This window comes from Marinibacterium sp. SX1 (genome assembly GCF_050389775.1).
Classification (GTDB): Bacteria; Pseudomonadota; Alphaproteobacteria; order Rhodobacterales; family Rhodobacteraceae; genus Marinibacterium.
Genome location: NZ_CP177144.1, coordinates 114240 through 141219 on the forward strand (window position 1 = coordinate 114240; position 26980 = coordinate 141219).

Consider the following 26980-nt stretch of genomic DNA (forward strand, 5'->3'; position numbering starts at 1 on the left):
GCTTCGGTGAGGTGCCATGGACCGCATATGGCCTCTCGCCCCGGTGCGTTGTCTCGTTGTCACGTTGTCTCGCATGCCCCCTGCCCCGGTAGGTTGCCACGATGTCTCATCTGGCCCCTGCCCCGGCGGGCTGCCATGGGGGCGCATATGGGCCGCCCACCCCGGCGGATTGCCACGACGTCGCGCATAGCGGGCCCCGCCGCCCGCCACGCTACCGGGCACGAAGGTGGGCGCGATCGGGCCGTGGCGCGCGCGCGGTGCAAGGCACAGGAACGGCGCATCGCCATGTTTCGGCAAGGATTCGGCAAGGACGTGAACGGGCCGGTGCTTGCGGGCCGGGGCCGGACGGGATACCTCCGACATATTCCAGCCCGTGACACAGAGGCACCATGACCCAGGATCTCGCCGCCCTCGCCCATGCCCTTCTGGACGCCGCCCGCAAGGCCGGGGCCGAAGCGGCCGACACCCTGGTCGTCGACGGCCGGTCGGTGTCGATCGACGTGCGCGACGGGGTGCTGGAACAGGCCGAACGCTCGGAAAGCACCGACCTGGGCCTGCGCGTGCTGATCGGCCGCAAGCAGGCCATCGTCTCGGCTTCGGACAGCCGGCCCGAAACCCTGGCCATGATGGCCGAACGGGCCGTGGCCATGGCCCGCGAGGCGCCCGACGACCCCCATGCCGGCCTGGCCGAACCCGGACAGCTGGCCGGCCCAGTCGACATCGCCGCGCTGGAACTGGCCGATCCGGCCGCCGAACCCTCGGCCGAAGCCCTGCGCGACATGGCCCTGGCCGCCGAGGTCGCGGCCCGGGACGTGGCCGGCGTGGCCCAGGTCGACAGCGCCGGCGGGCATTACGGCCGCAGCCGGGTGCACCTGGCCGCGACCAACGGGTTCGACGGCGGGTATGAACGCACGGCCACCTCGGTGTCCTGCGTGGCCATTGCCGGCCAGGGCACGGGGATGGAACGCGATTACGACGGCGACAGCCGGACCTTTGCCGCCGACCTGCGCGCGCCCGGCGAGATCGGGCAATCGGCCGGCGAACGGGCCGTGGCCGCCCTGAACGCCCGCCAGCCCGCCACCGGCACCTACCCGGTGCTCTTCGACGAACGGATCTCGGGCTCGCTGATCGGCCACCTGCTGGCCGCGGCCAATGGCGCGGCGGTGGCCCGCGGGTCGTCCTGGCTGATGGGCCGGCTGGGCGAACAGGTCCTGCCCGAGGCGCTGTCGGTCATCGAGGACCCGCACCGTCCGCGCATCGGCGCCTCGCGGCCCTTTGACGCCGAGGGCCTGGCCACGACGCGCCGGGCGATCATCGACAAGGGCGTGCTGACGGGCTGGACGCTGGACTTGGCCAGCGCGCGCAAGCTGGGCCTGGCATCGACGGCCAATGCCACGCGCGGCACCTCGTCGCCGCCCTCGCCGTCGAACTGGAACATCGCCCTGACCCAGGGCAGCGCCAGCCGGGACGATCTGCTGCGCGACATGGGCACCGGGCTGCTGGTGACCTCGATGATCGGCGCGACGATCAACCCCAACACCGGCGATTACAGCCGGGGGGCCTCGGGCTTCTGGGTGGAAAACGGCGAGATCGCCTATCCGGTCAACGAATGCACCATCGCCGGCAACCTGGCCGACATGCTGCTGCGCCTGCGCCCGGCCAACGACGCCCGCACCCATCTCAGCCGCGTGGTGCCGTCCCTCCTGATCGACGGGATGACCCTTGCCGGCAGCTGACACCGATCTCGCCCTGCTGACCCGCGCCGCCCGGGCGGCCGGCCAGGTGGCCACGGGCTTTACCGGCCCGCTGGCCAAGCGCTGGGACAAGCCCGACGGGGCCGGCCCGGTGACCGAGGCCGACATTGCCGTCAACGAAACCCTGGCCGAGATGCTGCGCCCGGCCAGGCCGGGCTATGGCTGGCTGTCCGAGGAAAGCCCCGACACGGAAGACCGGCTGGGCGCCGACCGGGTGTTCATCATCGACCCGATCGACGGCACGCGCAGCTTCATGGACGGGGCGACGACCTGGGCCCATGCCCTGGCCGTGGCCGAAGCCGGGGTGGTCGTGGCGGCGGTGATCTACCTGCCCATGCGCGACCAGCTCTATTCCGCGGCCGCCGGCCAGGGCGCCTTTGTCAACGGCCGGCCGATCGCGCCGAGCCGGCGCGAGGCGGTCGACGGGGCCTCGGTCCTGGCCGCCCGGCCCGCGCTGGACCCGTCGCTGTGGAAGGACGGCGTGCCCCGGTTCAAGCGCGAATACCGCCCGTCGCTGGCCTATCGCATGGCCGCCGTGGCCGAAGGCCGGTTCGATGCCATGCTGACCCTGCGCGACAGCTGGGAATGGGACGTGGCCGCCGGCGACCTGATCCTGCGCGAAGCCGGGGCGCGGGTGACCGACCGTACCGGCGGGCCGTTGGTGTTCAACAATCCGCAACCGCTGGTCAACGGCGTGCTGGCCGGCGGGGCCTCGGTTCATGCCGGGCTGCTGGCCGGGCTGGCCGGGTCATGATCCGCCCTGGTGCCGCCCTTCTGGCGACCCCGGAGACTGCCCGGATGTTCGGCCCGGTTGCTGCCCGTGTGGCTGGACCGGCGGCTGTCCGCGTGACTGGCCAGGTAGCTGCTCCGGCAAATTCCCATGTGACCGACTGCGTGGCTGCCGGGATGTCCGACCCCGTGACCGGCCCCGCGACTGCACGCATGATCGAACCGGTATCCGTCCGTATGGTCGCCCCCGTGGCAGGCACCAAGTCCGGCCCCGCCGCCGCCCCTGCCCACCGCCCCCGAACCATGACCCGTGATTTCCCCCGTGACGTGGCCCGCGCGCCGGCCCGCGGATTGACCCGCGAACCGGCCCCTGTTCTGCCCGCGACGTCCCCTTTGACCAGTTCCGTGATCTGCATGTGCCCGGCCCCGACCGGACACGCCCTGAGGTAACTTGACCTGCGCGCGGCCATGCCTAGGGTCGCCGCAGCCGCATCGGAAAGGAGCCCACCATGGCCCAACGCCTGCATCTCGTCTTTGGCGGCGAGCTGATCGACCCGTCCAAGACGGCATTCAAGGACGTCGACGACATCCATGTCGTCGGCATCTTCCCCGATTACCAAAGCGCCCGTGACGCCTGGAAGGCCGAGGCCCAGCGGACCGTGGACAACGCCCACATGCGTTACTTCATCGCCCATCTGCACCGGCTGCGCGACGAAGAGGCCGAAGCCTCCTCGACCGAGGAACTCGGCTGACCCCGCCTTGATCCGCCCGCTCAGTCTGACCGCATACCGGGCCCTGTCGGCCCGCAAACCACCGCCCGGCATTGCCGTGGCGGGCCCGCGGCCGGATCGGCCCGTGGTCTGGTTCCACGCGACCACCGACATGCGGGCGGCGGCCCTGCTCGACCTGGCCGACCGGCTGTGCACCCAGCGCGACGACCTGGCCGTGCTGCTGACCTTCGACCGGCGGCACCTGACCGGGCCCCGTCCGGCCCGCCATGACGGCGCGCTCTACGAGATCCCGCTGGACAGCGACCATCCCGGCGCCGCGGCCGAGTTTCTCGACCATTGGCGCCCGGCCGTCGGGCTTTGGGCCGGCGGCCACCTGATGCCCAACCTGCTGTCGGCCGCCCATGCCGCCGACGTGCCGCTGATCCTGACCGATATCGACGAAAGCGGGCTGGGCCGCGAAGTGCTGCCCTGGCTGCCCGATCCCGAGCGCGCGGTGCTGCGGGTCTTCCGCCGGGTCTTTGCCCTGGACACGGCGACCTTCTCGCGCCTGCAGCGCATCGGCCTGCCGACCGAGGCCCTGCAGGTGGCTCCGCCCCTGCAGGACAGCCTGGCGCCCCCGCCCTGTTCCGAGGACGAGCTGACCGAGATCGGCGAGATGCTGGCCGGCCGGCCGGTCTGGTTCGCCGCCGGGCTCTGCGCGTCAGAGGCCGTGGGCCTGCTGAGCGCCCACCGCCACACCGTGCGCCTGTCGCACCGGCTGCTCCTGGTGATCAGCCCGTCGGCCAATTTCGATCCCGCCGCGCTGAAGGCCCTGCTGGACGGGGCCGGGCTGCGCCATGCCGATTGGGAGCCGGGCGATCCGATCGACGAATTTGTCCAGGTGCTGGTCACCCGCGAACCCGACAGCCCGGCCCTGTGGTTCCGCCTGGCCCCGCTCAGCGTCATGGGCGGCACGCTCAGCCCCGACGAAGAGCCGGGCATCCATCCCTTCATCCCCGCGGCGCTGGGATCGGCCGTGCTGCATGGCCATCACACCGGCGCCCAGGGCGAGGCCTATGAACGGCTGGCCCAGGCCGGGGGCACCCAGCTGGTGCGCGGGGCCCAGCACCTGGGCGATGTCGTGCTGCGGCTGATCCAGCCCGAGGAATCGGCGCGCATGGCCCTGGCCGGCTGGGATGTCGTGACCGAAGGCGCCTGGCTGATCGACCGGCTGTCCGAGCTGGTGCAGGATTTCCACGATGCCACCGGGATGCGCGATGCAACCGCCTGAGTTCTGGACCAACGACCCCGCCCGCCCGGGCCTGGCCGCCCGGCTGCTGGCCCCGCTGGGCCGGGCCTATGCCGCGGCCACGGCCCGGCGCATCGCCCGCGGGCCGGGCGCCCGGCTGGGCGTGCCGGTGATCTGCGTGGGCAACCTGAACGTGGGCGGGACGGGCAAGACGCCGACGGTGATCTGGCTGATCGAGGCCCTGGCCGCGCTGCACCTGCGGCCCTTCGTCGTGACCCGGGGCCATGGCGGATCGCTGGCCGGGCCGGTGCGGGTCGATCCCGGGCGGCACAAGGCGGCGGATGTCGGCGACGAGGCGCTGCTGCTGTCGGCCTTTGCCGATGTCATCGTCGCCCGCGACCGGGCCGACGGCGGCCGGATGGCCGAGGCCGAAGGCGCCGGGGTGGTGGTGCTGGACGACGGGTTCCAGAACCCCGGCCTGGCCAAGGACCTGTCGCTGATCGTCGTGGATGCCTTGACCGGCTTCGGCAACGGGCGTTGCCTGCCGGCCGGGCCGCTGCGCGAACCGGTGGCCACGGGCCTGGCCCGGGCCGATGCCGTCCTGTCGATCGGCCCGGACCAGGCGCAGGAGAGCTTTGCCGCCCGCTGGGCGCCCGCGGTCCCCCTGCCCCGGCTGCAAGGCCGGCTGGAGCCCCTGAACACCGGGATGGACTGGTCGACCACGCGGGCGCTGGCCTTTGCCGGGATCGGCCGGCCCGAGAAGTTCTTTGCCACCCTGCGCGGTCTGGGCGCCGAGCTGGTCCGGGCCGAGGCGCTGGACGACCATCAGCCGCTCAGCCCGGCCCTGATGACGCGGCTGGAGACCGAGGCCATGGCCCTGGGCGCCCAGCTGGTGACCACCGAAAAGGATGCCGTCCGCCTGCCGCGCGAGTTCCGGTTCAAGGTCATCACCCTGCCCGTCCGCCTGGCCATCAGCGATGACCGCTGGTTGCGGGACAGGCTGGCCGACCTGGCGCGCGAACCGCGCTAAAGCGCGGTGCCTCCGGCGGGGAATACTTGGAAAGAGAAAGAAGCAGCGGACGGCCCTGCTGCTTCTTTCTCTTCTTAAGTATCCATACGGAACAGCCCCGCACAGGGTGTCACCCGTGGTCAGAACCGCCCGTCGTCTTCGCCCAGTTTCGGCGCCGGGCGGGTGAGCGACAGGTCGGCATCGGAAAACCGGAAGGGTGCGCGCACGCCGGGCACGCCGTCGAGCGAGATCTGCATGCCCCGCGCCACGACCTGGGGATCGGCCATGACCCGGTCCAGCGTGTTGATCGGCCCGGCCGGCACGCCCTGGGCCTCGCAGGCCGACAGAAGGTCGTCCATCGTGCGGCCCGCCGTGGCGCCGTTGAGCCGGGCGATCATCACCCGGCGGTTGGCGATCCGGTCCTTGTTTTCCAGGTAATCGGGGTGTTCGGCCATGTCATCCAGCCCCAGCAGCCGGCACAGGCGCTGGTACTGGGCATCGTTGCCCGTGGCGATGATGATGTGCCCGTCGGCGCAATCGAAGACCTCGTAGGGCGTGAGGTTCATGTGGGCATTGCCCATCCGCCCCGGGGCCACGCCCGTGGTCAGGTAGTTCAGCGCCTGGTTGGCCGTCACCGCCACGGCCACGTCCATCAGGGCCATGTCGACATGCTGGCCCCGGCCCGTGCGCGCGCGCATCTGCAACGCCGCCAGGATGGCCGTCACCGAATAGACCCCGGTGAAGATGTCGGTGATCGCCACGCCGGCCTTCTGCGGCTGGCCCTCGGGCGCGCCGGTGATCGACATCAGCCCCGACATGCCCTGGATGATGAAATCATAGCCCGCCCGGTGGGCATAGGGCCCGTCCTGGCCGAACCCGGTGATCGAGCAATAGACCAGCCCCGGGTTGACCTTGGCCAGCGAGTCGTAATCCAGCCCGTACTTGGCCAGCCCGCCGACCTTGAAATTCTCGATCACCACGTCGGCATCGGCCACCAGCTCGCGCACGCGGGCCTGGCCTTCGGCCGTCGAGAAATCGACGATGACCGACGCCTTGCCCCGGTTGGCTGAATGGTAATAGCTGGCCGCCACCTCGCCGTCGTGCTCCACGAAGGGCGGGCCCCAGCGCCGGGTGTCGTCGCCGCGCGGGGCTTCCAGCTTGATAACTTCGGCGCCCAGGTCCGACAGCGTCTGACCGGCCCAGGGGCCGGCCAAGATACGGGCCATCTCGATGACCTTCAGGCCCTTCAGCGGGGCCTGCTTTGCCTCAGGCATCACTCACCGAGCTTTTCGTCGAAGAGCGCGCTGAAATCGGCATAGGGCTGGTTCGAGACCTTCTCGCCGTCGACGACGAAGCTGGGCGTGCCGGTGACATCGTCGGCCGCCGCGTTTTCCTGGAACCAGGCCACCAGCGTGCGGGCCTTGTCACCGTCCTGCAGGCAGCTTTCCAGGGCCGCATCATCCAGCCCGGCCATGCGCCCGATCTTCTTCAGCTCGCCGACGATGGCCTGGGGCTCGCCCGCGCGCACCCATTCGTCCTGGGTCGAATAGAGCAGGTCGTTGACCCCGAAGAACCGGTCGGACCCGGCGCAGCGGGCGATCATCGAGGCCCAGAGCCCGTAGCGGTCGAAATAGACCTCGCGGTAGATGAACCGCACCTTGCCCGTGTCGATGTAGTTCTTCTTGATTTCCTTGAACGGCCCGGCGTGGAAGGCCGCGCAATGCGGGCAGGTGTAGGACGCGTATTCGATCATGGTGATCGGCGCATCCTCGGCGCCCAGCACCATTTCCCGGATCGTCGAGGTATCGACCTCGGCCGCCTCGGCGGTTTCCTGGGCCATGGCCGCGCCGGGCAGGTAGACGGCCTCGCCGCTGCGCCCCGTGGGCATGGCCAGGAAGGCATAGGACGCGGCCAGCAGCAGGGCCGAGCCCCCGGCGGACAGGAGGGTGCGGATCATCATGGGTCTCTCAACTTCTCGATTTCGTAAGAACGTTCTGGGCAAGCGCCTCGAGCGCATGGCGCAGGCCATCGTCGGCCACGCCGCTGGCGGTTTCGCTGGCTTCGCGGGCGATCACCGGGTCGGGCGGCGGCGGGGCCTTGCGGGGCGCGGGCGCAAAGGAGGCCTGGCCATCGGCAAAGCCCGTCGGGGCGGTCTGGGTGATGCGGATATGCGAAATGGCTTCATAGCCATAGGTGGCATTCACCCGTTCGCGGATCCGGTGTTTCTGCATTTCCAGCATCGGGGCATTGGCCCCCGTGGTCAGGAGCGTCAGCGTGGCGCCGAATTTCTTGCCCTTGTAGCTGATGTCGACGGGCCGGGCGATGGCCGCGATCTCGGGGCCGGCGACCTCTTCCCAATGCACCAGCACGCGCGACACGGCAAAGCCACGGCTTTCGCTGGCCTTGCGGATCCGGCTGGTCAACAGCGATGCGGTCTGCTTGAAACCGTAGGTCGTGGTCTGACGCGGCGCCATGGTGGTTTTGCACTCCTTCCGCCCCATTGTATGCGTTTGACCGTCAGGAACCAGCGGAACCGCCGCAGGAGGGCATAAAACTTGCGTGACGAAAGCTCGAGCATCGGCCAGGGCCTTCTGGACTGGTACGACATCCATGCCCGCGACCTGCCCTGGCGGGTCGGCCCGGCGCAAAGGGCGGCCGGGGTGCGGCCGGATCCCTACCGGGTCTGGCTGTCGGAAATCATGCTGCAACAGACGACCGTGGCCGCCGTGAAGGACTATTTCACGCGGTTCACCCTGCTGTGGCCCGAGGTCGGCGCGCTGGCGGCGGCCGAAGATGCCCGGGTCATGGGGGAATGGGCCGGACTGGGCTATTACGCCCGGGCGCGCAACCTGCTGAAATGTGCCCGGGCCGTGGTGGCCGATCACGGCGGGCGGTTCCCCGACGATCCGGCGGCCCTGCTGGCCCTGCCCGGCATCGGGCCCTACACGGCGGCGGCGATCTCGGCCATTGCCTTCGACCTGCCCGAGGTGGTGATGGACGGCAATGTCGAACGGGTCATGGCCCGGCTCTTCGACATCCACGATCCGCTGCCCGGATCGAAACCGCTGCTCAAGGCCCGGGCGGCCGAGCTGACGCCGCAGGCAAGGCCGGGCGATCACGCCCAGGCCGTGATGGACCTGGGCGCCACGATCTGCACGCCGCGCAGCCCGGCCTGCGGCATCTGCCCGCTGCGCGCCCCCTGCCTGGCCCACGAGCGGGGCACGGCCGATGCGCTGCCGGCGAAGACGCCCAAGAAGGCCAAGCCGGTGCGCCGGGGGTATCTTTACATCGGCCGGCGGGCCGATGGCGCGCTGCTGGTCGAAACCCGACCCGACAAGGGGCTGCTGGGCGGCATGCTGGGCTTTCCCGGTTCGGACTGGACCGAAGCCCCGGCGCCCGCCCCGCCGATCGCCGCCGACTGGCGGCCGCTGGGCGCCGAGGTGCGCCATACCTTCACCCATTTCCACCTGGTGCTGACCGTGCTCTGCGCCGACCTGCCCGCCGGGGCCGCGCCGAACCGGGGCTGGTTCTTCTCGCGGCACGAGTTCCGGCCGTCGGACCTGCCGACGGTCATGCGCAAGGCCTTCGACCTGTACCGCAAGGGGTGATCCGGGCGGGGGCGTTGCGGGCCGAACATCGCGAACCAAGTTCCTCCGGCCTTGTGTCGGGGCCGGGCATGGCGGGCCGGGGTGGGCTCTTGACCCGCAAGCCGTCCCGCGCCGGGTTGGACAGGGTGGGAGGCCCGACATGCCCGGCACCCCCGCCTGCCTGCCGCCGCCGCCCGGTCATCGGTTCAAGGCCCGTCATTTGCGCCCGGCCCCGACGCTCGGCCGCCACACTTGCACCCGGCCCCACCCTTTGCCTGTCGCTCGCCCCCAGCCAACGGCGCTTGCCTGCCGCTCTCCCGACAGTCTCCCGGCCCCATCGCCCCGGTCACAACGCGACGTCCTGTCCCCCTGCCGGGCCGTTTCGCCCCCTTGGTCCCCGGCCCGAAACCGCGTTACACTCCGGCGCAAACCGGAGCCGGCGCATGACCACCCCCCGACAACAGACCGAACCGGACGGCGCCGAGGCCCCTGCCCGGCCGGCCCGCCCCGCCTATCTCGCCCCCGACCGCCTGGCCAGCCTACGCCATGCCGCGCCGTTCTGGGTGTCCTTCCTGCTGCCCCCACTGGCCATCGTCGCCGCGATCCACGGCGGCTGGACCCTGGCCCTGCTGCCGGCCTCGACCTGGTGGCTGTTCTGGGGGCTGGACCTGGCCACCGGCCTGGAAAAGGCCAATGCCGACCCCCAGACCCCCGACGACCAGCTGACGGCCTATCGCCTGATCACCGCGCTCTGGGTGCCCGTGCAATGTGTCACGCTCTTCGCCCTGATCTACTACGCCACCCACAGCGACCACCTGAGCGGAGGCGAAAAGGCCTGGCTGTTCTTCGGCGTGGGCATCCTGACCGGCACCATCGGCATCAATTATTCCCACGAGCTGATGCACCAGTCCAACCGGCTGGAACGCAACCTGGCCGACCTGCTGCTGGCCATGGTGCTCTATTCCCATTTCCGCTCGGAACATCTGCTGGTGCATCACCGCTACGTGGCCACCCCGCGCGATGCCGTCACCGCGCGCTACAACGAAGGCTTCCACCGCTATTTCCCCCGGGTGCTGGCCGAATGCCCGGGCTCGGCCTTTGCCGCCGAACGGGCCATGCTGGCCCGGCGCAAGCTGCCCTGGCACCACCGGTCCAACCCGTACTGGCGCTATGCCGCCCTGCAAGGCGCGATGCTGGCCCTGGCCTTCGGGCTGGGTGGCTGGGCCGGGCTGGGCCTGTTCCTGCTGCAGGCCTTCGTCGCGATCTGGCAGCTGGAACTGGTCAATTACGTCGAACATTACGGGCTGACCCGCCGCCACCTGGGCGACGGGCGCTATGAACATGTCAAACCTCACCATTCCTGGAACTCGGCGCGCAAGGCCTCGAACTGGCTGCTGATCAACCTGCAGCGCCATTCCGATCACCATTACCGGCCAGACCGGCGGTTTCCCCTGTTGCAGACCTATGACGAGGACGAGGCCCCGCAGCTGCCCCATGGCTACCCGGTGATGACCGTCGCGGCGATGATCCCCCCGGTCTGGCGGCGGGTGATGAACCCCCGCGTGCGGGACTGGCGGCGGCGGCATTATCCCGACATCGAGGACTGGAAGCCCTACTACAAGGGCGGCCTGCCCCTGCCCCGCTAGGCCTTCTCGGGCCGGGTCCCGACGATGCGGGGCGGGGTCGACAAGGCGGGGCGGGGTCGACAAGCCCGGACCGATCAAGCGGAGCGGCACCGTTGATTTGCCCGGTGTCACCGCGCCAAGGCAGGGTCGACGGGCCAGGGCGGCATCAACAAACCTGAGCAGGATCGCCAGGCCACGGCAAGGTCGATGCCCAGGAGCGGACCGATGAGCCAGGACCTTGGCGTTGCGCAGGACCGTTGGGACAGGGCGGGGCCGATGGGCAAAGCCGGCGCAACGGACCACGCCACATGCCGCGCGGCCCGACCTCGGCGCGAGATCGGGCCGTGTCCGGCCGGCCAGGACGGCCGGCCAAACGGATCACGTCATCAGATCGGGTAATGCAGCGGGCCGTCCTGCAGGGTGATCCAGCGCAGCTCGGTGAATTCCTCGATGCCCCAGGTCCCGCCGAACCGGCCATAGCCGCTGGCCTTGACCCCGCCAAAGGGCATCTGGGCCTCGTCGTGGACCGTCGGCCCGTTGACATGGCAGATCCCGCTCTCGATGCGCCGGGCCACGTCCAGCGCGGCCATCACGTCACGCCCGAACACCGCCGAAGACAGGCCGAACTCGCTTTCGTTGGCGATCCGCACGGCCTCGTCGACCGATCCGGCCCGGATGATCGCGGCCACCGGGCCAAAGCTCTCCTCGGCATAAAGCCGCATGTCCGGGGTGACGTGATCGAGCGCCGCTGCATTCAGGATCGTGCCGGCACCGCCGCCGCCGATCAGCGTCGCGCCCTTGTCCACCGCATCGGCGATCAGCTCGCGCACCCGGTCGGCCGCCGGCACATTGACCAGCGACCCCAGCGGCGCCGCGCCCTCGCGCGGGTCCCCGGCCGGCAGGCTGGCCACCTTGGCCGCAAAGGCCTCGGCAAAGGCATCGCCCGCCGCGCCGACGGTGATGATCCGCTCGGTCGACATGCAGATCTGGCCCTGGTTCATGTAGGCCCCGAACCCGGCCGCCGCGACGGCTGCGTCGATGTCGGCATCCTCCAGCACGATCATCGGCGCCTTGCCCCCGAGTTCCAGCAGCGCCGGTTTCAGGTAGCGCCCGGCCAGTTCGCCGATCACCTTGCCCACCCGCGTCGAGCCGGTGAAATTCACCCGCCGCACCGCCGGGTTGGCGATCAGCGCCTCGACCAGCGCCGGGGCATCCTCGGGCGCGTTGGAAATGGCGTTCAGCACCCCCTTGGGAAAGCCGCCCTCGGCCACCGCCTCGATGACCAGCGCATGGACCCGCGGGCAGAGCTCGGAGGTCTTCATGACCACCGTGTTGCCGCAGGCCAGCGGCGTGGCGATCGAGCGCACGCCCAGGATGACCGGCGCGTTCCAGGGCGCCATGGCCAGCACGACCCCGGCCGGCTGGCGGGTGGCCATGGCCGTTGTGCCGGGCCGGTTCGACGGCACGATCTCGCCCTTGATCTGGGTGGTTAGCGCGGCGGCCTCGACCAGCATGTCGCCGGCCAGCTTGACGTTGAACCGGGCCCAGGCCTCGGTCGCACCGATCTCGTCCTTCATCGCCGCGACGATGTCGTCGCCCCGGGCGGCCAGGCTGTCGGCCGCGGCCAGCAACCGGGCCCGGCGTTCGCCGGGGCCGGTCCGCGACCATTCGGCAAAGGCCCGGGCAGCGGCATCCACGGCCCGGGTCGCATCCTCGACCGAGGCCGCGGCGGCCTGGGTCACGGCCTCGCCGGTCACCGGGTTCTCCCGGGTGAACCGCCGGTCGCCGCTGGCGGCGACATGGGCACCGTCGATGTAAAGGTTCAGGCTTTCCATGAGGTTGGTCCTTTCATTCCCCGGCCACGGCCGCACCGCCCAGAAAGGCGCGCACGACCGCCGGATCGGTTCGCAAGGTCTCGGCCGGGCCGGATCCGGTGATCCGCCCTGCTTCCAGCAGATAGGCCCGGTCCGCAAGCGCAAGCGTCGCCCGGGCGTTCTGTTCCACGATCAGGATGGTCAGGCCGGTCCGGCGGATACGGGCCAGCGCGGCAAAGACCTCCTGCACGACGATGGGCGCCAGGCCCAGCGAGGGTTCATCCAGCAACAAGAGGCGCGGGGCCGACATCAGCGCCCGGCCGATGGCCACCATCTGCTGTTCGCCCCCCGACATCGTGCCGGCCAGCTGGGCCTGGCGTTCGGCCAGCCGGGGGAACAGGGCCAGCACCTCGGCCCGGCGGGCATCGGCCCCGGCCCTGGCATGGGCCGGGTTGGCCCCCAGCGCCAGGTTGTCGGCCACGCTGAGCCCGGGAAAGATGCCCCGGCCCTCGGGCACCAGGGCAATGCCCCGGCCGACCCGGGCGTGATCGGGCATGTCGAGCAGGTCGGCCCCGTCCAGGCGCACCTGCCCGGCGCGCGGCCGCACCCGCCCGCCGATCGCGCCCAGCAGCGACGATTTCCCGGCCCCGTTGGCGCCCAGGATGGCCACCATCTCGCCCGCGTCGACGCGCAGAGACACCCCGTCCAGCGCCACGTGCTTGCCATAGGCCAGGGTCAGGTCGGAACACTCAAGCATCGGCGGGTTCTCCCAGGTAGGCCGCGATGACGGCCGGATCGGACAGGGCGGCCTCGGTCGGGGCATCGGCGATCAGCCGGCCCGAGTTCATCACCACCGCCCGCGGACACAGCGCCCGGACGGCTTCCATGATGTGTTCGACCATGAGGATGGTGATGCCCGATTGCGCCAGTTCGCGGATCAGCGCGATGCCTTCCAGCAGCTCGGACGGGTTCAGCCCGGCCAGCCATTCGTCGAGCAGCAGCAGCGAGGGTTCGGCCGCCAGCGCCCGGGCCAGTTCCAGCCGTTTCTGGTCGATATAGGTCAGCTCTCCGGCCGTGGCGGTCTCGCGCCCGGCCAGGCCGACACGGTCCAGCGCCTCGCCTGCCACCCGCCGGGCCGCGGCGCCCCAATGGGCATGGGCGCCAAAGACCGCCGGGATCATGACGTTCTCGGTCAGGGTCAGCGAGGGCAGCACGCGCACCAGCTGGAAGGTTCGGGCCACCCCGGCCCGGGCGATCCGGTCCGGGCGCAGGCCGGTCAGCCGGGTGCCGTCCAGCGTGATCCGCCCGTCGCTCGCGGGCAGGGCGCCCGAGACCAGGTTGATCAGCGTGGTCTTGCCCGACCCGTTCGGCCCCAGCAGGCCGACGATCTCGCCCTGCTCCAGCGACAGGCTGACCCCGTCCACGGCCCGAAGCCCGCCAAAGGTCTTTACCGCGCCGTCGATCACCAGAAAGCTCATGCGGTTGTCTCCCTCTTCGTGGCCGGACGGCGCCGGGCCCTGAGCCGGTCGATCCCGGCCAGCACGCCATCGGGCAGCACGAAGACCACCCCGATGAAGAGCAGGCCCAGGAAGATCGGGTAGGTGTCCGGGAAATGTGCCGACAGGAATTCGAAGACCAGGAACAGGGGCACCGCGCCCAGGGCCGGGCCCCACAGCCGGTTTGCCCCGCCCAGCAGGGCCATGATCACGGTCAGGAAGCTGACGGTCGGATTGAAGACGATGGCCGGCTCGACATAGACCCAGCGCGGCGAGGCAATCGCCCCGGCCAGGGTCAGGATGACGGCCGACAGGGCAAAGGCCGCCAGCTTGGTCCGGGCCAGGTGGATGCCCGAATGCGCCGCGACAACCTCGTCATCGCCGACCACGCGCAGGGCCAGGCCCAGCCGCGACCGGTTGATCCAGGCGGTCAGGGCGATGGTCACGGCGGCCAGGGCCAGCATCTGCCAATAGATCCCCCGGGCCGTGACATCGAGAAAGATGTAGCGGCCCAGCGTGCCGGTGACATTGACTTCGTACCAGGTGATCAGCTGGCGGATCAGCTCGGCCAGGCCAAAGGTGAAGATGACGAAATAGACCCCGGCCAGGCGCAGGGTGGCCAGGCCCACGACAAGGGCCAGGGCCCCGCCGATCGCCCCGGCCACGGCCAGCACGGCGCCATAGGGCAGCACCTCGTTCAGCACGGCGACGGTATAGGCCCCGGTGCCGTAGAAGGCGACGGTGGCCAGCGAGATATAGCGCGTATGGCCGGAAAACAGCGCCCAGGCCTGGGCCAGGACCACGTAGGTCACCGCGCCGATCATCAGGCCCAGCCCGTAATCCGACAGGACCGAGGGCAGCAGGGCCAGGACCAGCAGCACGGCCGGCACGATCACGGCGGGCAGGATTGCGGCGGGCCGCGCGGTGGCAGATGGCAGATGGCGCATGTCAGCCCCTCCCGAACAGGCCCTGCGGCCGCCACAGCAGGACGCAGAGAAAGATGGCAAAGGTCGCGGCCAGGGTCAGGCCGGGATCGATGGCCGTGGCCACGAAGGTTTCGACCAGGCCCAGGGCCAGCCCGGCGATCAGCGCGCCGCCGATGTTGCCGACCCCGCCCATGATCACGATGACCAGGGCCTTCATGGTAAAGACCACGCCGCCGGTGGCCGAAAAGGTCTGGTGCATGGCAATCGACGCGCCGCCGACGGCGGCCAGCGCCGTGCCCAGGGCAAAGCCCTGGCGGGCCATGCGATTGACGTCGATGCCGACCAGCGGGGCCGACGCCGGGGTCTGGGCCACGGCGCGCAGGGTCAGGCCCCAGCGGGTGCGGGCCAGCACCAGCACCAGCGCGCCGCCGACAACGACACAGATGGCAAAGGAAATCAGCTTGTTCGCCGCGACCGACACGCCCAGCACGCTGATCCCCCGGTCGAGATACGAGATCGAGGTGAAATTGGCCCCGAAGACAACAAGCAGCACGCCCTGGATCAGGAAGAGCAGGCCGAAGGTCGCCAGGATCGAATCGACTTCCAGCCGCCCGGTCCCGCCGGCCCGGGCCGACCGGGCGACCAGCGGGCGCATCATCACGGCATAAAGCGCCCAGCCCAGGGCATAGCCCGCCGGGGCCACGGCGATCATGCCCAGCAGGGGCGGCAGGCCCAGGCCCTGGAACAGGGCGACCAGGCAGAAGGCCGCGACCAGGGTGAATTCGCCATAGGCCAGGTTCATGATCCGGGCGATGCCGTATTGCAGGGTCAGCCCCAGCGCCAGCAGCGCATAGGTTCCGCCCAGCACCAGGCCAAGGATCAGCGTGGTCAGTATCATGTCAGCAATTCTGTTCTGAGATCGGGAAAGGATGACCCGTATCGCGGGCGCCATCCCAACGCCCGCGACACGCCCGTCACCACTGCGGCTTGGGGATCACCGGCGCCGAGGCGCCGGCTCTGGCGGCCGGGTTGACGGCCCGGAAGTCGCCGCCCTGCCATTGCCCGACCCACCACAGGTCGCGCAGCTGGTTGTCCTGCAGGCGGACCTCGCCGATGATCGTCTGGAAGTGGCCCGACGACAGCTCGGCGGCCAGCGCCGCATGGTCCAGCCCGACCCGTTCCACGGCCTGGGCCAGCATTTCCAGCGAGGCATAGGTGATGGCCGAGGCCCAGCTGTCGGGCGGCGTGCCGATCGCCGCGGTGTGGCGGGCGAAGTAGTCCTGGATGGCCGGGCTGTCGGCATCCACCCCGCCGATGGCCATCACGCCTTCGGCCTTGCCGTCGGCGATCTTGGGAAAGATCGGAAAGGCCCCGCCCACGCCGATGTAGAACACCCCGGGGTTGTAACCCATCGACTGGGCCGTCTTGACCATGCCGAAGCTGCCCGGCGGATAGGAAAAGGCCACGAAACTGTCCGCGCCCGAGCCCTGGGCCTCGGCCAGGATCGCCGCGAAATCCGAGGTGCCCAGCGGGTAGGTCTCGTCGTAGACCAGCTCGAACCCGGCCTCTTCAAAGGCCGGCCGGGCGCCCTTGATCAGGTCGATGCCGAACCCGTCGGCCACCGAGACCACGGCCACCTTGTCGTTGATCGTGCCGGCATCCCGGGCGGCGCTCAGCGTGTCGACCAGCCCGGCGGCGTAATCGTGGCCGCCGCCCAGCATCCAGAAGCTGCGGTCCCAGCGCCGGGCGAAATCGGGGGCCTTGTCGGTCACGGCCGTTACCGCCAGCTGGGGATAGCCGAACCGGGCGAAAAGCGGCGCAACGGCCAGGTTGGCCCCGGTGCCCCAGGGCGGCAGGATCAGGTCGACCTTGTCCTGGCTGGCCAGCCGTTCGACGGCCCGCACCAGGTCTTCGTTGGACGACCGGTTGTCATATTCGACCACCTCGATCATCCGCCGGCTGCCATCGGGCAGGGTCAGCCCGCCGGCGGCGTTCACGTCCTTCACCCACAGCTCGTAATTGGGGATCGTGGTGATGCCCGCGCCGGTGGCATTGGCCCCGGTCCGGGCGACGGCATATCCGATGGTCACGGTGTCCTCGGCCGCCAGCGCCGTGGCGCCGCCAAGGGCGATGGCCGAGCCGAAGACAGCCCGTCTGAGCGCGCCGAAGCGCGAAATCTTGGTCATGATGTCCTCCCTTCGAAGCCCTGTCCGGGCTCCGTGGCAGAGAAGATAGCCGGATCACCGGCGGCCAGAAATGCACTCATGCGGCGAAGAATTGTACTTTTGCTTGAGTTCCTGCGACGTCAGGACCAATCTGGCCGGGCCATGCCCTGTCCGCCGTCCCTGCCCGACCGTCCGACGCCCCCGGGCGATCAGCCCCCGCCCGACCGCACCGCGTCGTCACCCGACCGCCCCGCGTCCCCGACCGGCCGCCCCGCATCGCCGGCTCCGCCCCGGCGGCGGCGGGCCATTCCGCGCGTCCACCGCATCCAGAGCCCGCTGACCCGGGTGGCCTATGCCATCGCCGCCGGCCAGGCCCACCTGGTGCTGGCCCAGGCCGGCCAGCTGCGGTTCGACGACACCGGCGGCGACGGGGCCGAGGACAGCTGGACCGAAGCGCCGCGCCTGCTGTGGCGCCCGGCGGGGGGCCAGGGCGCGCTGACGGCCACCGCCGGCACGCGGGGGGTGATCGTGGCCGTGCCCGAACTGGCGCTGATGCGCGCCTTGCCGGCCACGCCGCTGGGCGGGCAGATGCGCCAGACGCTGGACCGGCCGATGTCCTACCCGCTGGACAAGGCCGAGGCCGGGGCGCGGTTCACCGCCGCCGTGCAGGGGCTCGAAGCCGAAGGGGCAGAGGCCGGGCCGGGCGCCGACGTGGCCATGGCCCATCACCTGGCGCTGCTGCTCCTGCAGCTCTGGCGCCTGGCCCGGGCCGACATGACGGCCCGGGATGTCTCGCCCCAGGGGCTGGCCGAGAGGTTTGTCCAGCTGGCCGGCCAGCACCTGCGCGATCATTGGAAGGTCGGCGATTATGCCGCCCGGCTGGGCGTCAGCCGCGACCGGCTGGGCACGGCCGTGCAGCGCGCGACGGGCCGGTCGCCCCAGCAATACCTGCACCGCCAGATCCTGAACGAGGCCCAGGCCCTGCTGACGACAAGCGGCCTGCCGGTCGGCCAGGTGGCCTTTCGCCTGGGTTTTCAGGACCCGGCCTATTTCTCGCGGATGTTCCTGCGTATGACGGGCGAGACCCCGGCGGCCTATCGCCGGGCCGCCCGGGCCCGGCCACGGTCGGGCGAGGACAGCTATGCCGCCTGGCCCTGACCGACGCGGCCCGGCCAGGTCGGATCAGGCCAGCGCGGCGGTCAGCCCGGTTTCCAGCTTGTCGACCAGCTCCCCGGCCTGGTCCTCGGTCAGGATGAAGGGCGGGGCCAGCAGCACGTGGTCGCCGCGCTGGCCGTCGACGCAGCCGCCCATCGGGTAGCAGATCAGCCCGGCCTCGAAGGCCGCGGCCTTGAGCCGGGCATTGATCTTGCGGGCCGGATCGAAGGGCGCCCGGCTGTCGCGGTCGGCCACCAGTTCGAGCCCCAGGAACAGCCCCCGCCCGCGGATGTCACCGACATGGGGATGCTGCCCGAACCGGTCGGTCAGCATCGCCCGCAGCCCGTCGCCCACCGGGGTGACCCGGTCGGCCAGCCCGTCGTCGACCAGCCGGTCCAGCACCGCGCAGGCCGCGGCGGCGGCGGTCGGGTGGCCCATGTAGGTATGGCCGTGCTGAAAGAACCCGCTGCCCGACTCGATGGCCTCGTGGATGGCCCCGGTGCACATCATCGCCCCGATCGGCTGATAGCCCCCGCCCAGCCCCTTGGCGATGGCCGTGATGTCGGGCGACACGCCTTCGGCCCGGGCGGCGAACAGCGTGCCCGTCCGGCCCATGCCGCACATCACCTCGTCGAGGATCAGCAGGATGCCATGGCGGTCGCACAGCTCGCGGATGCGCCGGAAATAGCCCGGCACCGCCGGCACCGCGCCCAGCGTCGCGCCGACCACCGGCTCTGCCACGAAGGCCATGACCTTGTCCGGCCCCACCCGGGCGATCTCGGCCTCGATCTCGGCGATCAGCCGGTCGCAATAGGCCGCCTCGTCCTCGCCGGCCTCCTGGCCGCGATAGGCGTAACAGGCCGAGACATGCGACACATCCATCAGCAGCGGCGCAAAGGGAGCCCGGCGCCAGGCATTGCCCCCCGTGGCCAGCGCGCCCAGCGTGTTGCCGTGATAGCTTTGCCGCCGGGCGATGATCCGCGTGCGCTCGGGCTGGCCGATCTCGATGTAATATTGCCGGGCCAGCTTCAGCGCCGCTTCCATCGCCTCGGATCCGCCGGACACCAGATAGACCCGGTCCAGCCCCTCGGGCGCAAGGGCCACCAGCCGGTCGGCCAGTTCCTCGGCCTTTTCCGAGGTGAAGAACCCGGTATGGGCAAAGGCCACGCAATCCAGCTGGCCCTTGATCGCCTCGGTCACATGGGGGTCGCCATGGCCCAGGCATGACACCGCCGCCCCGCCGGATCCGTCCAGGTAGGCCTTGCCCGACTTGTCATAAAGATAGGCCCCGGCACCATGGGACACGCAGGGCAGCGCGGCGCGGGAATTGCGGGGAAAGACATGCGACATGGGGGTCTCCGACCGGTCCGCGTAGGCAGTTACGCAGGGTTGCAAATCAGTAATCTTGCTGGTCCACTGCTTTTTCAAGGGTTTCCTTCATCAGAAATCACACACGGGGAGTTCACAATGAAACATCTTGTCATCGGCGCAGTGGCCGCGGCCGGCCTGGCCATCGGCGGCGCGGCTTCGGCCCAGGAATTCATCTCGATCGGCACCGGCGGCGTGACCGGCGTCTATTATCCCACCGGCGGCGCGATCTGCCGCCTGGTCAACAAGTCGCGCAAGGAACACGGCATCCGCTGCGCCGTCGAATCGACGGGCGGATCGGTCTACAACATCAACACGATCAAGGCCGGCGAGCTGGAATTCGGCGTGGCCCAGTCGGACTGGCAGTACCATGCCTACAACGGCACCTCGTCCTTTGCCGACAACCCGTTCCCGGAAATCCGGGCGGTGATGTCCGTCCACCCCGAGCCCTTCACCCTGGTGGTGCGGGCCGACAGCGGGATCGAGGGCTTTGCCGACCTGAAAGGCAAGCGGGTCAACGTGGGCAACCCGGGGTCGGGCCAGCGGGCCACGATGGAAGTGGTGATGGACGCCTTCGGCCTGTCGATGGACGATTTCGCCCTGGCCACCGAATACAAGGGCTCGGAAATGGCCACGCAGCTTTGCGACGGCAACATCGACGCCATGATCTACACGATCGGACACCCGGCCGCGGCCATCAAGGAAGCGACCACCACCTGTGACGCCGTGCTGGTCGACGTGGCCGGCGAGCCGATCGACACGCTGGTCGCCGAGAACCCGTTCTACCGCAAGGCCACCATCCCCGGCGGCATGTACGAAGGCACCGACGAGGACACCCAGACCTTTGGTGTCGGCGCGACCTTCGTGACCTCGGCCGACATCCCCGAGGAAACGGTCTACGTGGTGGCCAAGGCGGTGATGGAAAACATCGACGACTTCCGCCAGCTGCACCCGGCCTTCGCCAATCTCGAACCGTCCGAGATGGTCAAGGACGGCCTGTCGGCCCCGCTGCATCCGGGCGCCGAACGGGCCTACAAGGAACTGGGCCTGATCGACTGATCGACCCTGACGCGCCCGGCCAGCCCGGGCGCGTTTCCCTTTCCGGGCAGGGCAGCCCGGTCCTGATTTTCCGCACGTGGGGGTAGCGACGATGAATGCAGAGGTGGACACGGGCCGCTCGGCCGATGACATGGTGGCCGAGGCCGATACCGGGGCGCGCAACCCATCGGCGGCCTGGCAGGCCAGGCTGATCATCGGCACCTGCATCGCCTGGTCGCTGTTCCAGCTCTACATCGCGTCGAAACTGCCGGGCATCGTGGCCCAGACCACGGGCATGAGCATCTTCGCCAACATCGTGGCCCAGGCCCGCTACGTGCACCTGGCCTTTGCCCTGATGCTGGCCACCCTGGCCTTTCCCCTGACCAAGTCCGCCCCCCGCGACCGCATCCCGCTATATGACTGGGTGCTGCTGGTGCTCGGCGTGTCGGCCTGTCTCTACCTCGTTGTCTTCCGCTTCGAGATCGCCGGCCGCCCGGGCCTGTGGAGCCCGTCGGACATCGTCATGTCCTCGATCGGCATGATCGTGCTGCTGATCTCGGTCTACCGCTCGCTCGGCCTGCCGCTGGTCATCATCGCCAGCTGCTTCATCGCATTCGCCTTCTTCGGGGGCTATTCCGAATGGGCGCGAAACATCACCAATTACGGCGGCGCGTCGCTGTCCAAGGCCCTGGGCCATTACTGGATGCAGACCGAAGGCGTCTTTGGCGTGGCGCTTGGCGTGTCGACCACGATGATCTTCCTCTTCGTGCTCTTCGGCGCGATCCTCGACCGCGCGGGCGGGGGCAACTGGTTCATCAAGGTGGCCGTGGCCCTGCTGGGCGCCCTGCGCGGCGGGCCGGCCAAGGCCTCCGTGCTCAGCTCGATGATGACCGGCATGATTTCCGGCTCGTCCATCGCCAACACCGTGACCACCGGCACCTTCACCATCCCGCTGATGAAGCGCATCGGCTTTCCGGCCGAAAAGGCCGGCGCGGTCGAGGTGGCGTCTTCGACCAATGGCCAGCTGACCCCGCCCGTCATGGGCGCCGCGGCCTTCCTGATGGTCGAATATGTCAACATTCCCTACATCGACGTGGTCAAGCACGCCTTCCTGCCGGCGGTGATCAGCTACATCGCCCTGCTCTACATCGTGCATCTCGAAAGCCTGAAAATGGGGCTGAAGGGCCTGGACAAGCCGGGCCGCAAGATCGGCATCCTGATGATCCTGATCCTGTTCCTGTCGGGTTTCCTGTTCCTCGCCGTCTGCACCTTTGTCATGGTCGGCATCCGCGCCGTGCTGGACCCGGTGATGGGTGAAAGCGTCTATGCCTCGGTCGCCGTGGTTGCCGCGCTTTACGTCCTGCTGCTGTGGGTCGCCGCGCGCTATCCCGACATCGAGATGGACGATCCCAACGCCCCGGTGCCCGCCGCCCCGCGGCTGACGCCGACGCTGATCGGCGGCGCCTATTACGCCCTGCCGATCTTCATCCTGATCTGGAACCTGATGGTGCGCACCGACAACCTCGAACGGCTGTCGCCCGCGCTGTCGGCCTTCTGGGCCACGATCTTCATGATCATCATCGCCGTGACCCACCGGCCCATCAAGGCCCTGTTCCGGGGCCAGGGCCCGCTGGCCGAGGCCATTGCCGGCTGGCGCGATTTCGTCCAGGGCCTGATCCTGGGCGCGCGCAACATGATCGGCATCGGCGTGGCCACCGGGGCGGCCGGCATCATCGTGGGCACGATCTCGCTGACCGGCGCGCACCAGGTCATCGGCCAGGTCATCGAGGTCATCTCGGGCGGCAACCTGATGATCCTGCTGCTGCTCGTGGCCGTGCTGTCTCTGATCCTCGGGATGGGCCTGCCGACCACGGCCAATTACATCGTGGTCTCGTCGCTGATGGCCCCGGTGATCATCTCGGTCGGGGCCCAGGCCGGGCTGATCGTGCCGCTGATCGCCGTGCACATGTTCGTCTTCTACTTCGGCATTCTCGCCGATGACACGCCGCCCGTCGGCCTGGCCGCCTATGCCGCCGCGGCGATCTCGCGCGGGGATCCGATCAAGACCGGGATCCAGGGCTTTGCCTACGACATCCGCACCGCCCTGCTGCCCTTCCTGTTCATCTTCAACACCGACCTGCTGCTGATCGACGTCGGGCTGGTCAAGGCCGTCTTTGTCTTTGTCATCGCCCTGATCGCCATGCTGCTCTTCGCCGCCGCGACCCAGGGCTATTTCATTGCCAAGTCGAAACCCTGGGAAAGCGCCATCCTGCTGGTCATCGCCCTGGTCCTGTTCCGGCCCGGCCTGATCCTGGACCAGGTCAGCGACAAGTACACCATGGCCCAGGGCCCGGCCGCGCTGGAACTGATGGCCACGGCCGAGGATGCCGAGCCGATCCGCGTGACGATCACCGGCCCCGATTTCGACACCGGCGAGCTGCGCCCGATCACCATCGTCGTGCCCGCCCTGAACGGCGACGCCGAGACGGCGCTGAGCGACCAGGGCCTGACGGTGATGGAAGACGACGGCCAGCTGCTGCTCGAAGAGCCCTTCCCCGGCACCCCGCATTTCGAGACCCTGGGCACCGACTACGATTACTACGGCGACCTGCCCGTGATCGTCACGGCCGTCGAGATCGAGAACGAGCGCATGCCCAAGGAGATCTTCTTCATCCCCGCCCTGCTGCTTCTGGCGGGCGTGGTCATGATCCAGCGGCCCCGCGCCACGCAACCCGCCTTCTGAGGAGGAAAGACCGATGTTTGCCAGGATCCTGCTCGCCATCGACCTCAATGAAACGCCGGGATCGGCCCGCGCGGCGCAGGCGGCGCTGGGGCTGGCGGCCCAGGGCGGCGGCACGGTCGACGTGGTCAATGTCGTGCCCGACAGCGGCATGGCCATCGTCGGCGCGGCACTTGGCCCGGGCCATGACGCGCGCATCCTCGACGAGGCCCGCAAGGCCCTGGAAGCCTTCGCCGCCGCGCATCTGCCCGGCCTGCCGGCCACGGCCTGCCACGTGGTCCAGGGCACGATCTATGACCGGATCATCGCCACGGCCGACCGGATCGGGGCCGATGCCATCGTCGTCGGCTCGCACCGGCCCGAATTCAAGGATTACCTCGTCGGCCCGAACGCCGCCCGCGTCGTGCGCCACGCCGCGCAATCGGTTCTGGTCGTCCGCTAGCCTTCCACCGGCGCCAGATTTTTCGTAGGAAAAATCTCGGCCAGGCCCGGCGGTGTGCGCGGGCCCCAGCAGGCGGGACAGGCGATGACCCTTGGACAGGACGGTGGCGGCGGCAATGGCGGGCTGGGGCGGGTGCTCTGGTTCTGCCTCGGCGCGCTCAGCCTGGCGCTCGGGGCGATCGGCGCGCTGCTGCCCGTCCTGCCCACCACGCCCTTCGTCATCCTGTCGGCCTTTGCCTTCGGCAAGAGCTCGCCCCGGGTCGAAGCCTGGCTGACCGGCCACCGCACCTTTGGCCCGATGATCGCCGACTGGCGCGCCCATGGCGCCATCGCCCCGCGCCACAAGCGCCTGGCCTGCGCCATGATGGCCGCGGCCTTCCTGCTCAGCCTGGCCCTGGGCGTGCCAACCCGCGTGCTGGCCATCCAGGCGATCTGCCTGGCCGGGGCGGCCACCTACGTGCTGACCCGCCCCTCCGGCCCGCGCTGATCCTACCCGCGTTGATCCGGCCCCTGCTAACCCGGCCTAGAGCGTGTCCAGGTAGGCCCGCGTCGCGGTCTGGACATGGCGGAACCGGTCCCCGCCCAGGTGCTTGCCGCCGTACCAGCGCGTGACGATGACCACGTGGCCGACGAGCCCTTCGCGTTCGAGCATGCGCAGGATGACATTGCCCGCCCCGCTCTCGCCGTCATCGTTCTTGACCGGCCCGGCCTCGGTCAGCAGGCCCCAGGAATGATGCGTGGCCTTGGCGAATTTCTTGCGTTTCTTGAGCGTGGCGACCATGGCCCGGGCCTCGGCCTCCGAGGCACAGGGCCCGCCGGTCACGGCATATTTCGAGCCCCGGTCGGACAGGATGTTGTCGAGCGTCTGCATGGGGCCATCGGTGTAACGCGGCCGGGCGGATGTGCAAGGTCAAAGGCCGGGCCCCGCGGTCCCGATGATCAGCCCTCGTCTTCGAAATAGGGCCCGTGCTTTTCGCGGATATGGGACACGAAGGTCAGGATGCGGCCCAGGTGCTTGCGCACCCAGGCATCGGTCTGCGCGGCATCGCCGGCTTCGATCGCGTCAAGGATATGGACATGTTCGTCAAGGGCCAGCTGACCATCCTGCGACAGCGACAGGAAGCGCACGCGGTCCATGTGGGCCTTCTGTTCGCGGATCAGGGTCCAGGCATGGCCATGGCCGGCAATCTCGCAGATCCGCCGATGAAAGGCATCGTCAAGATCGTGGAACTCGGCCCGGGCATCGCGGCTGACCGCCGCCTGCTGGGCCTCGAGCAGGGCGCGCAGCTCGGCCATCTGCTCGGCCGTGACAAGATCCAGCGCCAGGCGGAAACAGGCGGTTTCCAGCGCCGTGCGCACGAAGGCCGCATCGCGCACCGCCCGTTCCGAGATCTTGGTCACCCGGGTCGCGCGCTGCGGGCGGATCGCCAGGAAGCCCAGCTTGGACAGGCGGAAGAAGGCATCGCGCACGGGCTGGCGCGACACGTCGAACCGCCCGGCCACCTCGACCTCGGAAATCTTGGCCCCCGGCGGCAGGTCCAGCGAAACGATGGCCCGGTAGACCGCGTCGAACACCTGGTCGGTGGCCGAGGCCTGCGGCGTGGGGGCAGAGAGGATCAGATCGGTCATGGCTCGTGGTCTTAGCGGGGCGGGCGGCAAAGGTCTTGATCCATCTTTAGGCCGAAAGGGGTTTTGACACAACTGCCAGACTAGCATATTAGCATATTCCAAGACACGATTCTGGGTACGACCAATGCCGCTGACCGATCCCGACCGCCTGTTTCCCGCCGACCCCGGCACCCGCAGCCTGGCCCGGGAGCTGTACGAAGGGGTGGCCGATCTGCCGATCATCTCGCCCCACGGCCATTGCGACCCGCGCTGGTTCGCCGAGAACGCGCGCTTTCCCAACCCGGCCGAATTGTTCGTGATCCCCGACCATTACGTCTTTCGCATGCTGGTCAGCCAGGGCGTGGCCCTGACCGACCTGGGCGTGCCGCGCGTCGATGGCGGGGCGACCGAAACCGACCCGCGCAAGATCTGGCGGCTGTTCGCCGACAACTACCATCTGTTCCGGGCCACGCCCTCGGGCATGTGGCTGGACCATTCGTTCGAACACGTCTTCGGGCTGGACGAGCGGCTGGGCCCGGACACGGCCGATGCCTATTACGACCATATCGACGCCTGCCTGGCCGGTGACGATTTCCGCCCGCGCGCCCTGTTCGAACGGTTCAACATCGAGGCCCTGGCCACGACCGAAGGGGCCCTGGACGACCTGAAATGGCACCGCATGATCCGCGAGAGCGGCTGGACGGGCCGCGTGATCACGACCTATCGGCCCGACGCCGTGGTCGACCCCGAGTTCGAAGGCTTTTCCGACAATGTCGCCCAATTCGGCGCGCTGACGGGCGAGGACACGACGACCTGGGCGGGCTACCTGGCCGCGCACCGGGCACGCCGGGCGTTTTTCATCGAACACGGGGCCACCGCCTCGGACCATGGCCACCCGACGGCCCGGACCGAGGACATGCCCCAGGCCCAAGCTGCCGAGCTGTTCCAGAAGGCCCTGAAGGGCATGTGTTCGCCCGACGAGGCCGACGCCTTCCGCGGCCAGATGCTGACCGAGATGGCGCGGATGAGCCTCGACGACGGGCTGACCCTGCAGATCCACGCCGGGGCCCGGCGCAACCATTCGGCCCAGGTCTTCGCGAAACACGGCCGCGACAAGGGTTTCGACATTCCCGGGCGCACCGACTGGGTCGGCGCGCTGAAACCGATGCTGGACGCGGTGGGCATGGAACCGGACCTGCGGGTCATCCTCTTCACGCTGGACGAAACCGTCTACGGACGCGAGCTGGCGCCGATGGCCGGGGCCTATCCCTGCCTGACGCTGGGCCCGCCCTGGTGGTTCTTCGACAGCCACGAAGGCATCCGCCGCTTCCGCGAGGCCACCACCGAGACCTGCGGTTTCTACAACACGGCCGGGTTCAACGACGACACCCGCGCCTTCTGCTCGATCCCCGCCCGCCACGACGTGGCCCGGCGGTCGGATTGTTCCTATCTCGCCACGCTTGTCGCCACGGGGCGGCTGAGCCTGGCAGATGCTCACGAGGTTTCAGCCGACCTCACAACCAACCTGGCCAGAAAGGCCTACCGGCTCTGAAGGGGAGCCATTTC

25 protein-coding genes are annotated in these 26980 nt (G+C 69.6%); 13 read left to right on the forward strand and 12 right to left on the reverse strand.

Features of this window, described 5'->3' with window-relative positions; translation table 11 throughout:
• The first annotated feature begins 389 nt into the window (after window positions 1–389).
• From ACK3BB_RS00535 to lpxK, 5 genes are all read left to right on the forward strand, one after another.
• Window positions 390–1736 carry a TldD/PmbA family protein gene (locus ACK3BB_RS00535; protein ID WP_428926779.1) on the forward strand — a complete coding sequence of 449 codons (1347 nt, stop codon included), beginning with the start codon at window positions 390–392 and terminating at the stop codon, window positions 1734–1736.
• Complete coding sequence (locus tag ACK3BB_RS00540) at window positions 1723–2508, forward strand: inositol monophosphatase family protein (protein ID WP_428926780.1); 786 nt, start codon at window positions 1723–1725, stop codon at window positions 2506–2508. The genes ACK3BB_RS00535 and ACK3BB_RS00540 overlap by 14 nt, the downstream gene beginning before the upstream one ends.
• Window positions 2509–2992: 484 nt before the next feature.
• Window positions 2993–3235 carry a DUF4170 domain-containing protein gene (locus tag ACK3BB_RS00545; RefSeq protein WP_428926781.1) on the forward strand — a complete coding sequence of 81 codons (243 nt, stop codon included), beginning with the start codon at window positions 2993–2995 and terminating at the stop codon, window positions 3233–3235.
• 76 nt (window positions 3236–3311) lie between these two features.
• Window positions 3312–4484, forward strand: coding sequence for a 3-deoxy-D-manno-octulosonic acid transferase (locus ACK3BB_RS00550; protein WP_428928793.1), 1173 nt, complete (start codon window positions 3312–3314; stop codon window positions 4482–4484).
• Window positions 4471–5472 carry a tetraacyldisaccharide 4'-kinase gene (gene lpxK, locus ACK3BB_RS00555; RefSeq protein ID WP_428926782.1) on the forward strand — a complete coding sequence of 334 codons (1002 nt, stop codon included), beginning with the start codon at window positions 4471–4473 and terminating at the stop codon, window positions 5470–5472. The genes ACK3BB_RS00550 and lpxK overlap by 14 nt, the downstream gene beginning before the upstream one ends.
• Before the next feature lie 119 nt (window positions 5473–5591).
• On the opposite strand, the gene ACK3BB_RS00560 is transcribed toward lpxK, so the two are convergent.
• The 3 genes from ACK3BB_RS00560 to ACK3BB_RS00570 are packed head-to-tail and all read right to left on the reverse strand — an operon-like array spanning window position 5592 to window position 7925.
• Window positions 5592–6725 (reverse strand): CaiB/BaiF CoA transferase family protein, encoded by a 1134-nt coding sequence (locus ACK3BB_RS00560; RefSeq protein WP_428926783.1) that lies wholly within the window; start codon window positions 6723–6725, stop codon window positions 5592–5594.
• Complete coding sequence (locus ACK3BB_RS00565; protein WP_428926784.1) at window positions 6725–7408, reverse strand: DsbA family protein; 684 nt, start codon at window positions 7406–7408, stop codon at window positions 6725–6727. The genes ACK3BB_RS00560 and ACK3BB_RS00565 overlap by 1 nt, the downstream gene beginning before the upstream one ends.
• Before the next feature lie 10 nt (window positions 7409–7418).
• On the reverse strand, window positions 7419–7925 hold the full coding sequence (locus tag ACK3BB_RS00570) for a DUF721 domain-containing protein (protein ID WP_428926785.1): 507 nt from the start codon (window positions 7923–7925) through the stop codon (window positions 7419–7421).
• A gap of 81 nt (window positions 7926–8006) precedes the next feature.
• Between ACK3BB_RS00570 and ACK3BB_RS00575 the strand changes: the two genes are divergently transcribed.
• A complete protein-coding gene (locus ACK3BB_RS00575) occupies window positions 8007–9059 on the forward strand; it encodes an A/G-specific adenine glycosylase (protein WP_428926786.1) in 1053 nt (350 codons plus the stop codon).
• A gap of 422 nt (window positions 9060–9481) precedes the next feature.
• Window positions 9482–10684: an alkane 1-monooxygenase gene (locus tag ACK3BB_RS00580; protein ID WP_428926787.1), complete on the forward strand. Its 1203-nt coding sequence runs from the start codon at window positions 9482–9484 to the stop codon at window positions 10682–10684.
• A gap of 365 nt (window positions 10685–11049) precedes the next feature.
• On the opposite strand, the gene ACK3BB_RS00585 is transcribed toward ACK3BB_RS00580, so the two are convergent.
• The 6 genes from ACK3BB_RS00585 to ACK3BB_RS00610 all read right to left on the reverse strand — a co-directional run bounded on the left by ACK3BB_RS00585 (window position 11050) and on the right by ACK3BB_RS00610 (window position 17085).
• Window positions 11050–12498, reverse strand: coding sequence for an aldehyde dehydrogenase (locus ACK3BB_RS00585; RefSeq protein ID WP_428926788.1), 1449 nt, complete (start codon window positions 12496–12498; stop codon window positions 11050–11052).
• 13 nt (window positions 12499–12511) lie between these two features.
• Window positions 12512–13234: an ABC transporter ATP-binding protein gene (locus ACK3BB_RS00590; RefSeq protein ID WP_428926789.1), complete on the reverse strand. Its 723-nt coding sequence runs from the start codon at window positions 13232–13234 to the stop codon at window positions 12512–12514.
• Window positions 13227–13955 (reverse strand): ABC transporter ATP-binding protein, encoded by a 729-nt coding sequence (locus ACK3BB_RS00595; protein ID WP_428926790.1) that lies wholly within the window; start codon window positions 13953–13955, stop codon window positions 13227–13229. The genes ACK3BB_RS00590 and ACK3BB_RS00595 overlap by 8 nt, the downstream gene beginning before the upstream one ends.
• Window positions 13952–14920, reverse strand: coding sequence for a branched-chain amino acid ABC transporter permease (locus tag ACK3BB_RS00600; protein ID WP_428926791.1), 969 nt, complete (start codon window positions 14918–14920; stop codon window positions 13952–13954). Before ACK3BB_RS00600 ends, ACK3BB_RS00595 begins: the two co-directional genes overlap by 4 nt.
• 1 nt (window position 14921) lies before the next feature.
• A complete protein-coding gene (locus tag ACK3BB_RS00605) occupies window positions 14922–15797 on the reverse strand; it encodes a branched-chain amino acid ABC transporter permease (RefSeq protein WP_428926792.1) in 876 nt (291 codons plus the stop codon).
• 76 nt (window positions 15798–15873) lie between these two features.
• Complete coding sequence (locus tag ACK3BB_RS00610; protein ID WP_428926793.1) at window positions 15874–17085, reverse strand: amino acid ABC transporter substrate-binding protein; 1212 nt, start codon at window positions 17083–17085, stop codon at window positions 15874–15876.
• Between the two features lie 324 nt (window positions 17086–17409).
• Here ACK3BB_RS00610 and ACK3BB_RS00615 point away from each other — a divergent pair, with 324 nt between their 5' ends.
• Complete coding sequence (locus ACK3BB_RS00615) at window positions 17410–18222, forward strand: helix-turn-helix domain-containing protein (RefSeq protein WP_428926794.1); 813 nt, start codon at window positions 17410–17412, stop codon at window positions 18220–18222.
• Window positions 18223–18246: 24 nt separating this feature from the next.
• Here ACK3BB_RS00615 and ACK3BB_RS00620 read toward each other — a convergent pair whose 3' ends face one another.
• The gene (locus ACK3BB_RS00620; protein WP_428926795.1) at window positions 18247–19569 is read right to left on the reverse strand and encodes an aspartate aminotransferase family protein; all 1323 of its coding nucleotides are present in this window, start codon (window positions 19567–19569) and stop codon (window positions 18247–18249) included.
• Window positions 19570–19686: 117 nt separating this feature from the next.
• Between ACK3BB_RS00620 and ACK3BB_RS00625 the strand changes: the two genes are divergently transcribed.
• The 4 genes from ACK3BB_RS00625 to ACK3BB_RS00640 all read left to right on the forward strand — a co-directional run bounded on the left by ACK3BB_RS00625 (window position 19687) and on the right by ACK3BB_RS00640 (window position 24293).
• Window positions 19687–20646: a TAXI family TRAP transporter solute-binding subunit gene (locus ACK3BB_RS00625; RefSeq protein ID WP_428926796.1), complete on the forward strand. Its 960-nt coding sequence runs from the start codon at window positions 19687–19689 to the stop codon at window positions 20644–20646.
• A gap of 91 nt (window positions 20647–20737) precedes the next feature.
• A complete protein-coding gene (locus tag ACK3BB_RS00630; protein WP_428926797.1) occupies window positions 20738–23368 on the forward strand; it encodes a TRAP transporter permease in 2631 nt (876 codons plus the stop codon).
• A 13-nt stretch (window positions 23369–23381) separates the two neighbouring features.
• On the forward strand, window positions 23382–23807 hold the full coding sequence (locus tag ACK3BB_RS00635; RefSeq protein WP_428926798.1) for a universal stress protein: 426 nt from the start codon (window positions 23382–23384) through the stop codon (window positions 23805–23807).
• A gap of 84 nt (window positions 23808–23891) precedes the next feature.
• A complete protein-coding gene (locus tag ACK3BB_RS00640; RefSeq protein ID WP_428926799.1) occupies window positions 23892–24293 on the forward strand; it encodes a YbaN family protein in 402 nt (133 codons plus the stop codon).
• A 36-nt stretch (window positions 24294–24329) separates the two neighbouring features.
• On the opposite strand, the gene ACK3BB_RS00645 is transcribed toward ACK3BB_RS00640, so the two are convergent.
• Together ACK3BB_RS00645 and ACK3BB_RS00650 are read right to left on the reverse strand one after the other, a co-directional pair.
• Complete coding sequence (locus ACK3BB_RS00645; RefSeq protein ID WP_428926800.1) at window positions 24330–24677, reverse strand: YigZ family protein; 348 nt, start codon at window positions 24675–24677, stop codon at window positions 24330–24332.
• Window positions 24678–24745: 68 nt separating this feature from the next.
• Entirely contained in the window at window positions 24746–25435 is a 690-nt protein-coding gene (locus ACK3BB_RS00650; RefSeq protein WP_428926801.1) for a GntR family transcriptional regulator, read from the reverse strand.
• A 124-nt stretch (window positions 25436–25559) separates the two neighbouring features.
• Between ACK3BB_RS00650 and uxaC the strand changes: the two genes are divergently transcribed.
• Complete coding sequence (gene uxaC / locus ACK3BB_RS00655) at window positions 25560–26966, forward strand: glucuronate isomerase (RefSeq protein ID WP_428926802.1); 1407 nt, start codon at window positions 25560–25562, stop codon at window positions 26964–26966.
• Window positions 26967–26980: the final 14 nt, after the last annotated feature.

Excerpts from the sequence above, each read along its gene's own strand:
- ACK3BB_RS00535 (WP_428926779.1), top strand. The coding sequence starts at position 390 with ATGACCCAGGATCTCGCCGCCCTCGCCCATGCCCTTCTGGACGCCGCC.
- ACK3BB_RS00545 (WP_428926781.1), top strand. The coding sequence starts at position 2,993 with ATGGCCCAACGCCTGCATCTCGTCTTTGGCGGCGAGCTGATCGACCCG.
- lpxK (WP_428926782.1), top strand. The coding sequence starts at position 4,471 with ATGCAACCGCCTGAGTTCTGGACCAACGACCCCGCCCGCCCGGGCCTG.
- ACK3BB_RS00560 (WP_428926783.1), bottom strand. The coding sequence starts at position 6,725 with ATGCCTGAGGCAAAGCAGGCCCCGCTGAAGGGCCTGAAGGTCATCGAG.
- ACK3BB_RS00565 (WP_428926784.1), bottom strand. The coding sequence starts at position 7,408 with ATGATCCGCACCCTCCTGTCCGCCGGGGGCTCGGCCCTGCTGCTGGCC.
- ACK3BB_RS00570 (WP_428926785.1), bottom strand. The coding sequence starts at position 7,925 with ATGGCGCCGCGTCAGACCACGACCTACGGTTTCAAGCAGACCGCATCG.
- ACK3BB_RS00580 (WP_428926787.1), top strand. The coding sequence starts at position 9,482 with ATGACCACCCCCCGACAACAGACCGAACCGGACGGCGCCGAGGCCCCT.
- ACK3BB_RS00585 (WP_428926788.1), bottom strand. The coding sequence starts at position 12,498 with ATGGAAAGCCTGAACCTTTACATCGACGGTGCCCATGTCGCCGCCAGC.
- ACK3BB_RS00590 (WP_428926789.1), bottom strand. The coding sequence starts at position 13,234 with ATGCTTGAGTGTTCCGACCTGACCCTGGCCTATGGCAAGCACGTGGCG.
- ACK3BB_RS00595 (WP_428926790.1), bottom strand. The coding sequence starts at position 13,955 with ATGAGCTTTCTGGTGATCGACGGCGCGGTAAAGACCTTTGGCGGGCTT.
- ACK3BB_RS00600 (WP_428926791.1), bottom strand. The coding sequence starts at position 14,920 with ATGCGCCATCTGCCATCTGCCACCGCGCGGCCCGCCGCAATCCTGCCC.
- ACK3BB_RS00605 (WP_428926792.1), bottom strand. The coding sequence starts at position 15,797 with ATGATACTGACCACGCTGATCCTTGGCCTGGTGCTGGGCGGAACCTAT.
- ACK3BB_RS00610 (WP_428926793.1), bottom strand. The coding sequence starts at position 17,085 with ATGACCAAGATTTCGCGCTTCGGCGCGCTCAGACGGGCTGTCTTCGGC.
- ACK3BB_RS00620 (WP_428926795.1), bottom strand. The coding sequence starts at position 19,569 with ATGTCGCATGTCTTTCCCCGCAATTCCCGCGCCGCGCTGCCCTGCGTG.
- ACK3BB_RS00625 (WP_428926796.1), top strand. The coding sequence starts at position 19,687 with ATGAAACATCTTGTCATCGGCGCAGTGGCCGCGGCCGGCCTGGCCATC.
- ACK3BB_RS00630 (WP_428926797.1), top strand. The coding sequence starts at position 20,738 with ATGAATGCAGAGGTGGACACGGGCCGCTCGGCCGATGACATGGTGGCC.
- ACK3BB_RS00635 (WP_428926798.1), top strand. The coding sequence starts at position 23,382 with ATGTTTGCCAGGATCCTGCTCGCCATCGACCTCAATGAAACGCCGGGA.
- ACK3BB_RS00640 (WP_428926799.1), top strand. The coding sequence starts at position 23,892 with ATGACCCTTGGACAGGACGGTGGCGGCGGCAATGGCGGGCTGGGGCGG.
- ACK3BB_RS00645 (WP_428926800.1), bottom strand. The coding sequence starts at position 24,677 with ATGCAGACGCTCGACAACATCCTGTCCGACCGGGGCTCGAAATATGCC.
- ACK3BB_RS00650 (WP_428926801.1), bottom strand. The coding sequence starts at position 25,435 with ATGACCGATCTGATCCTCTCTGCCCCCACGCCGCAGGCCTCGGCCACC.
- uxaC (WP_428926802.1), top strand. The coding sequence starts at position 25,560 with ATGCCGCTGACCGATCCCGACCGCCTGTTTCCCGCCGACCCCGGCACC.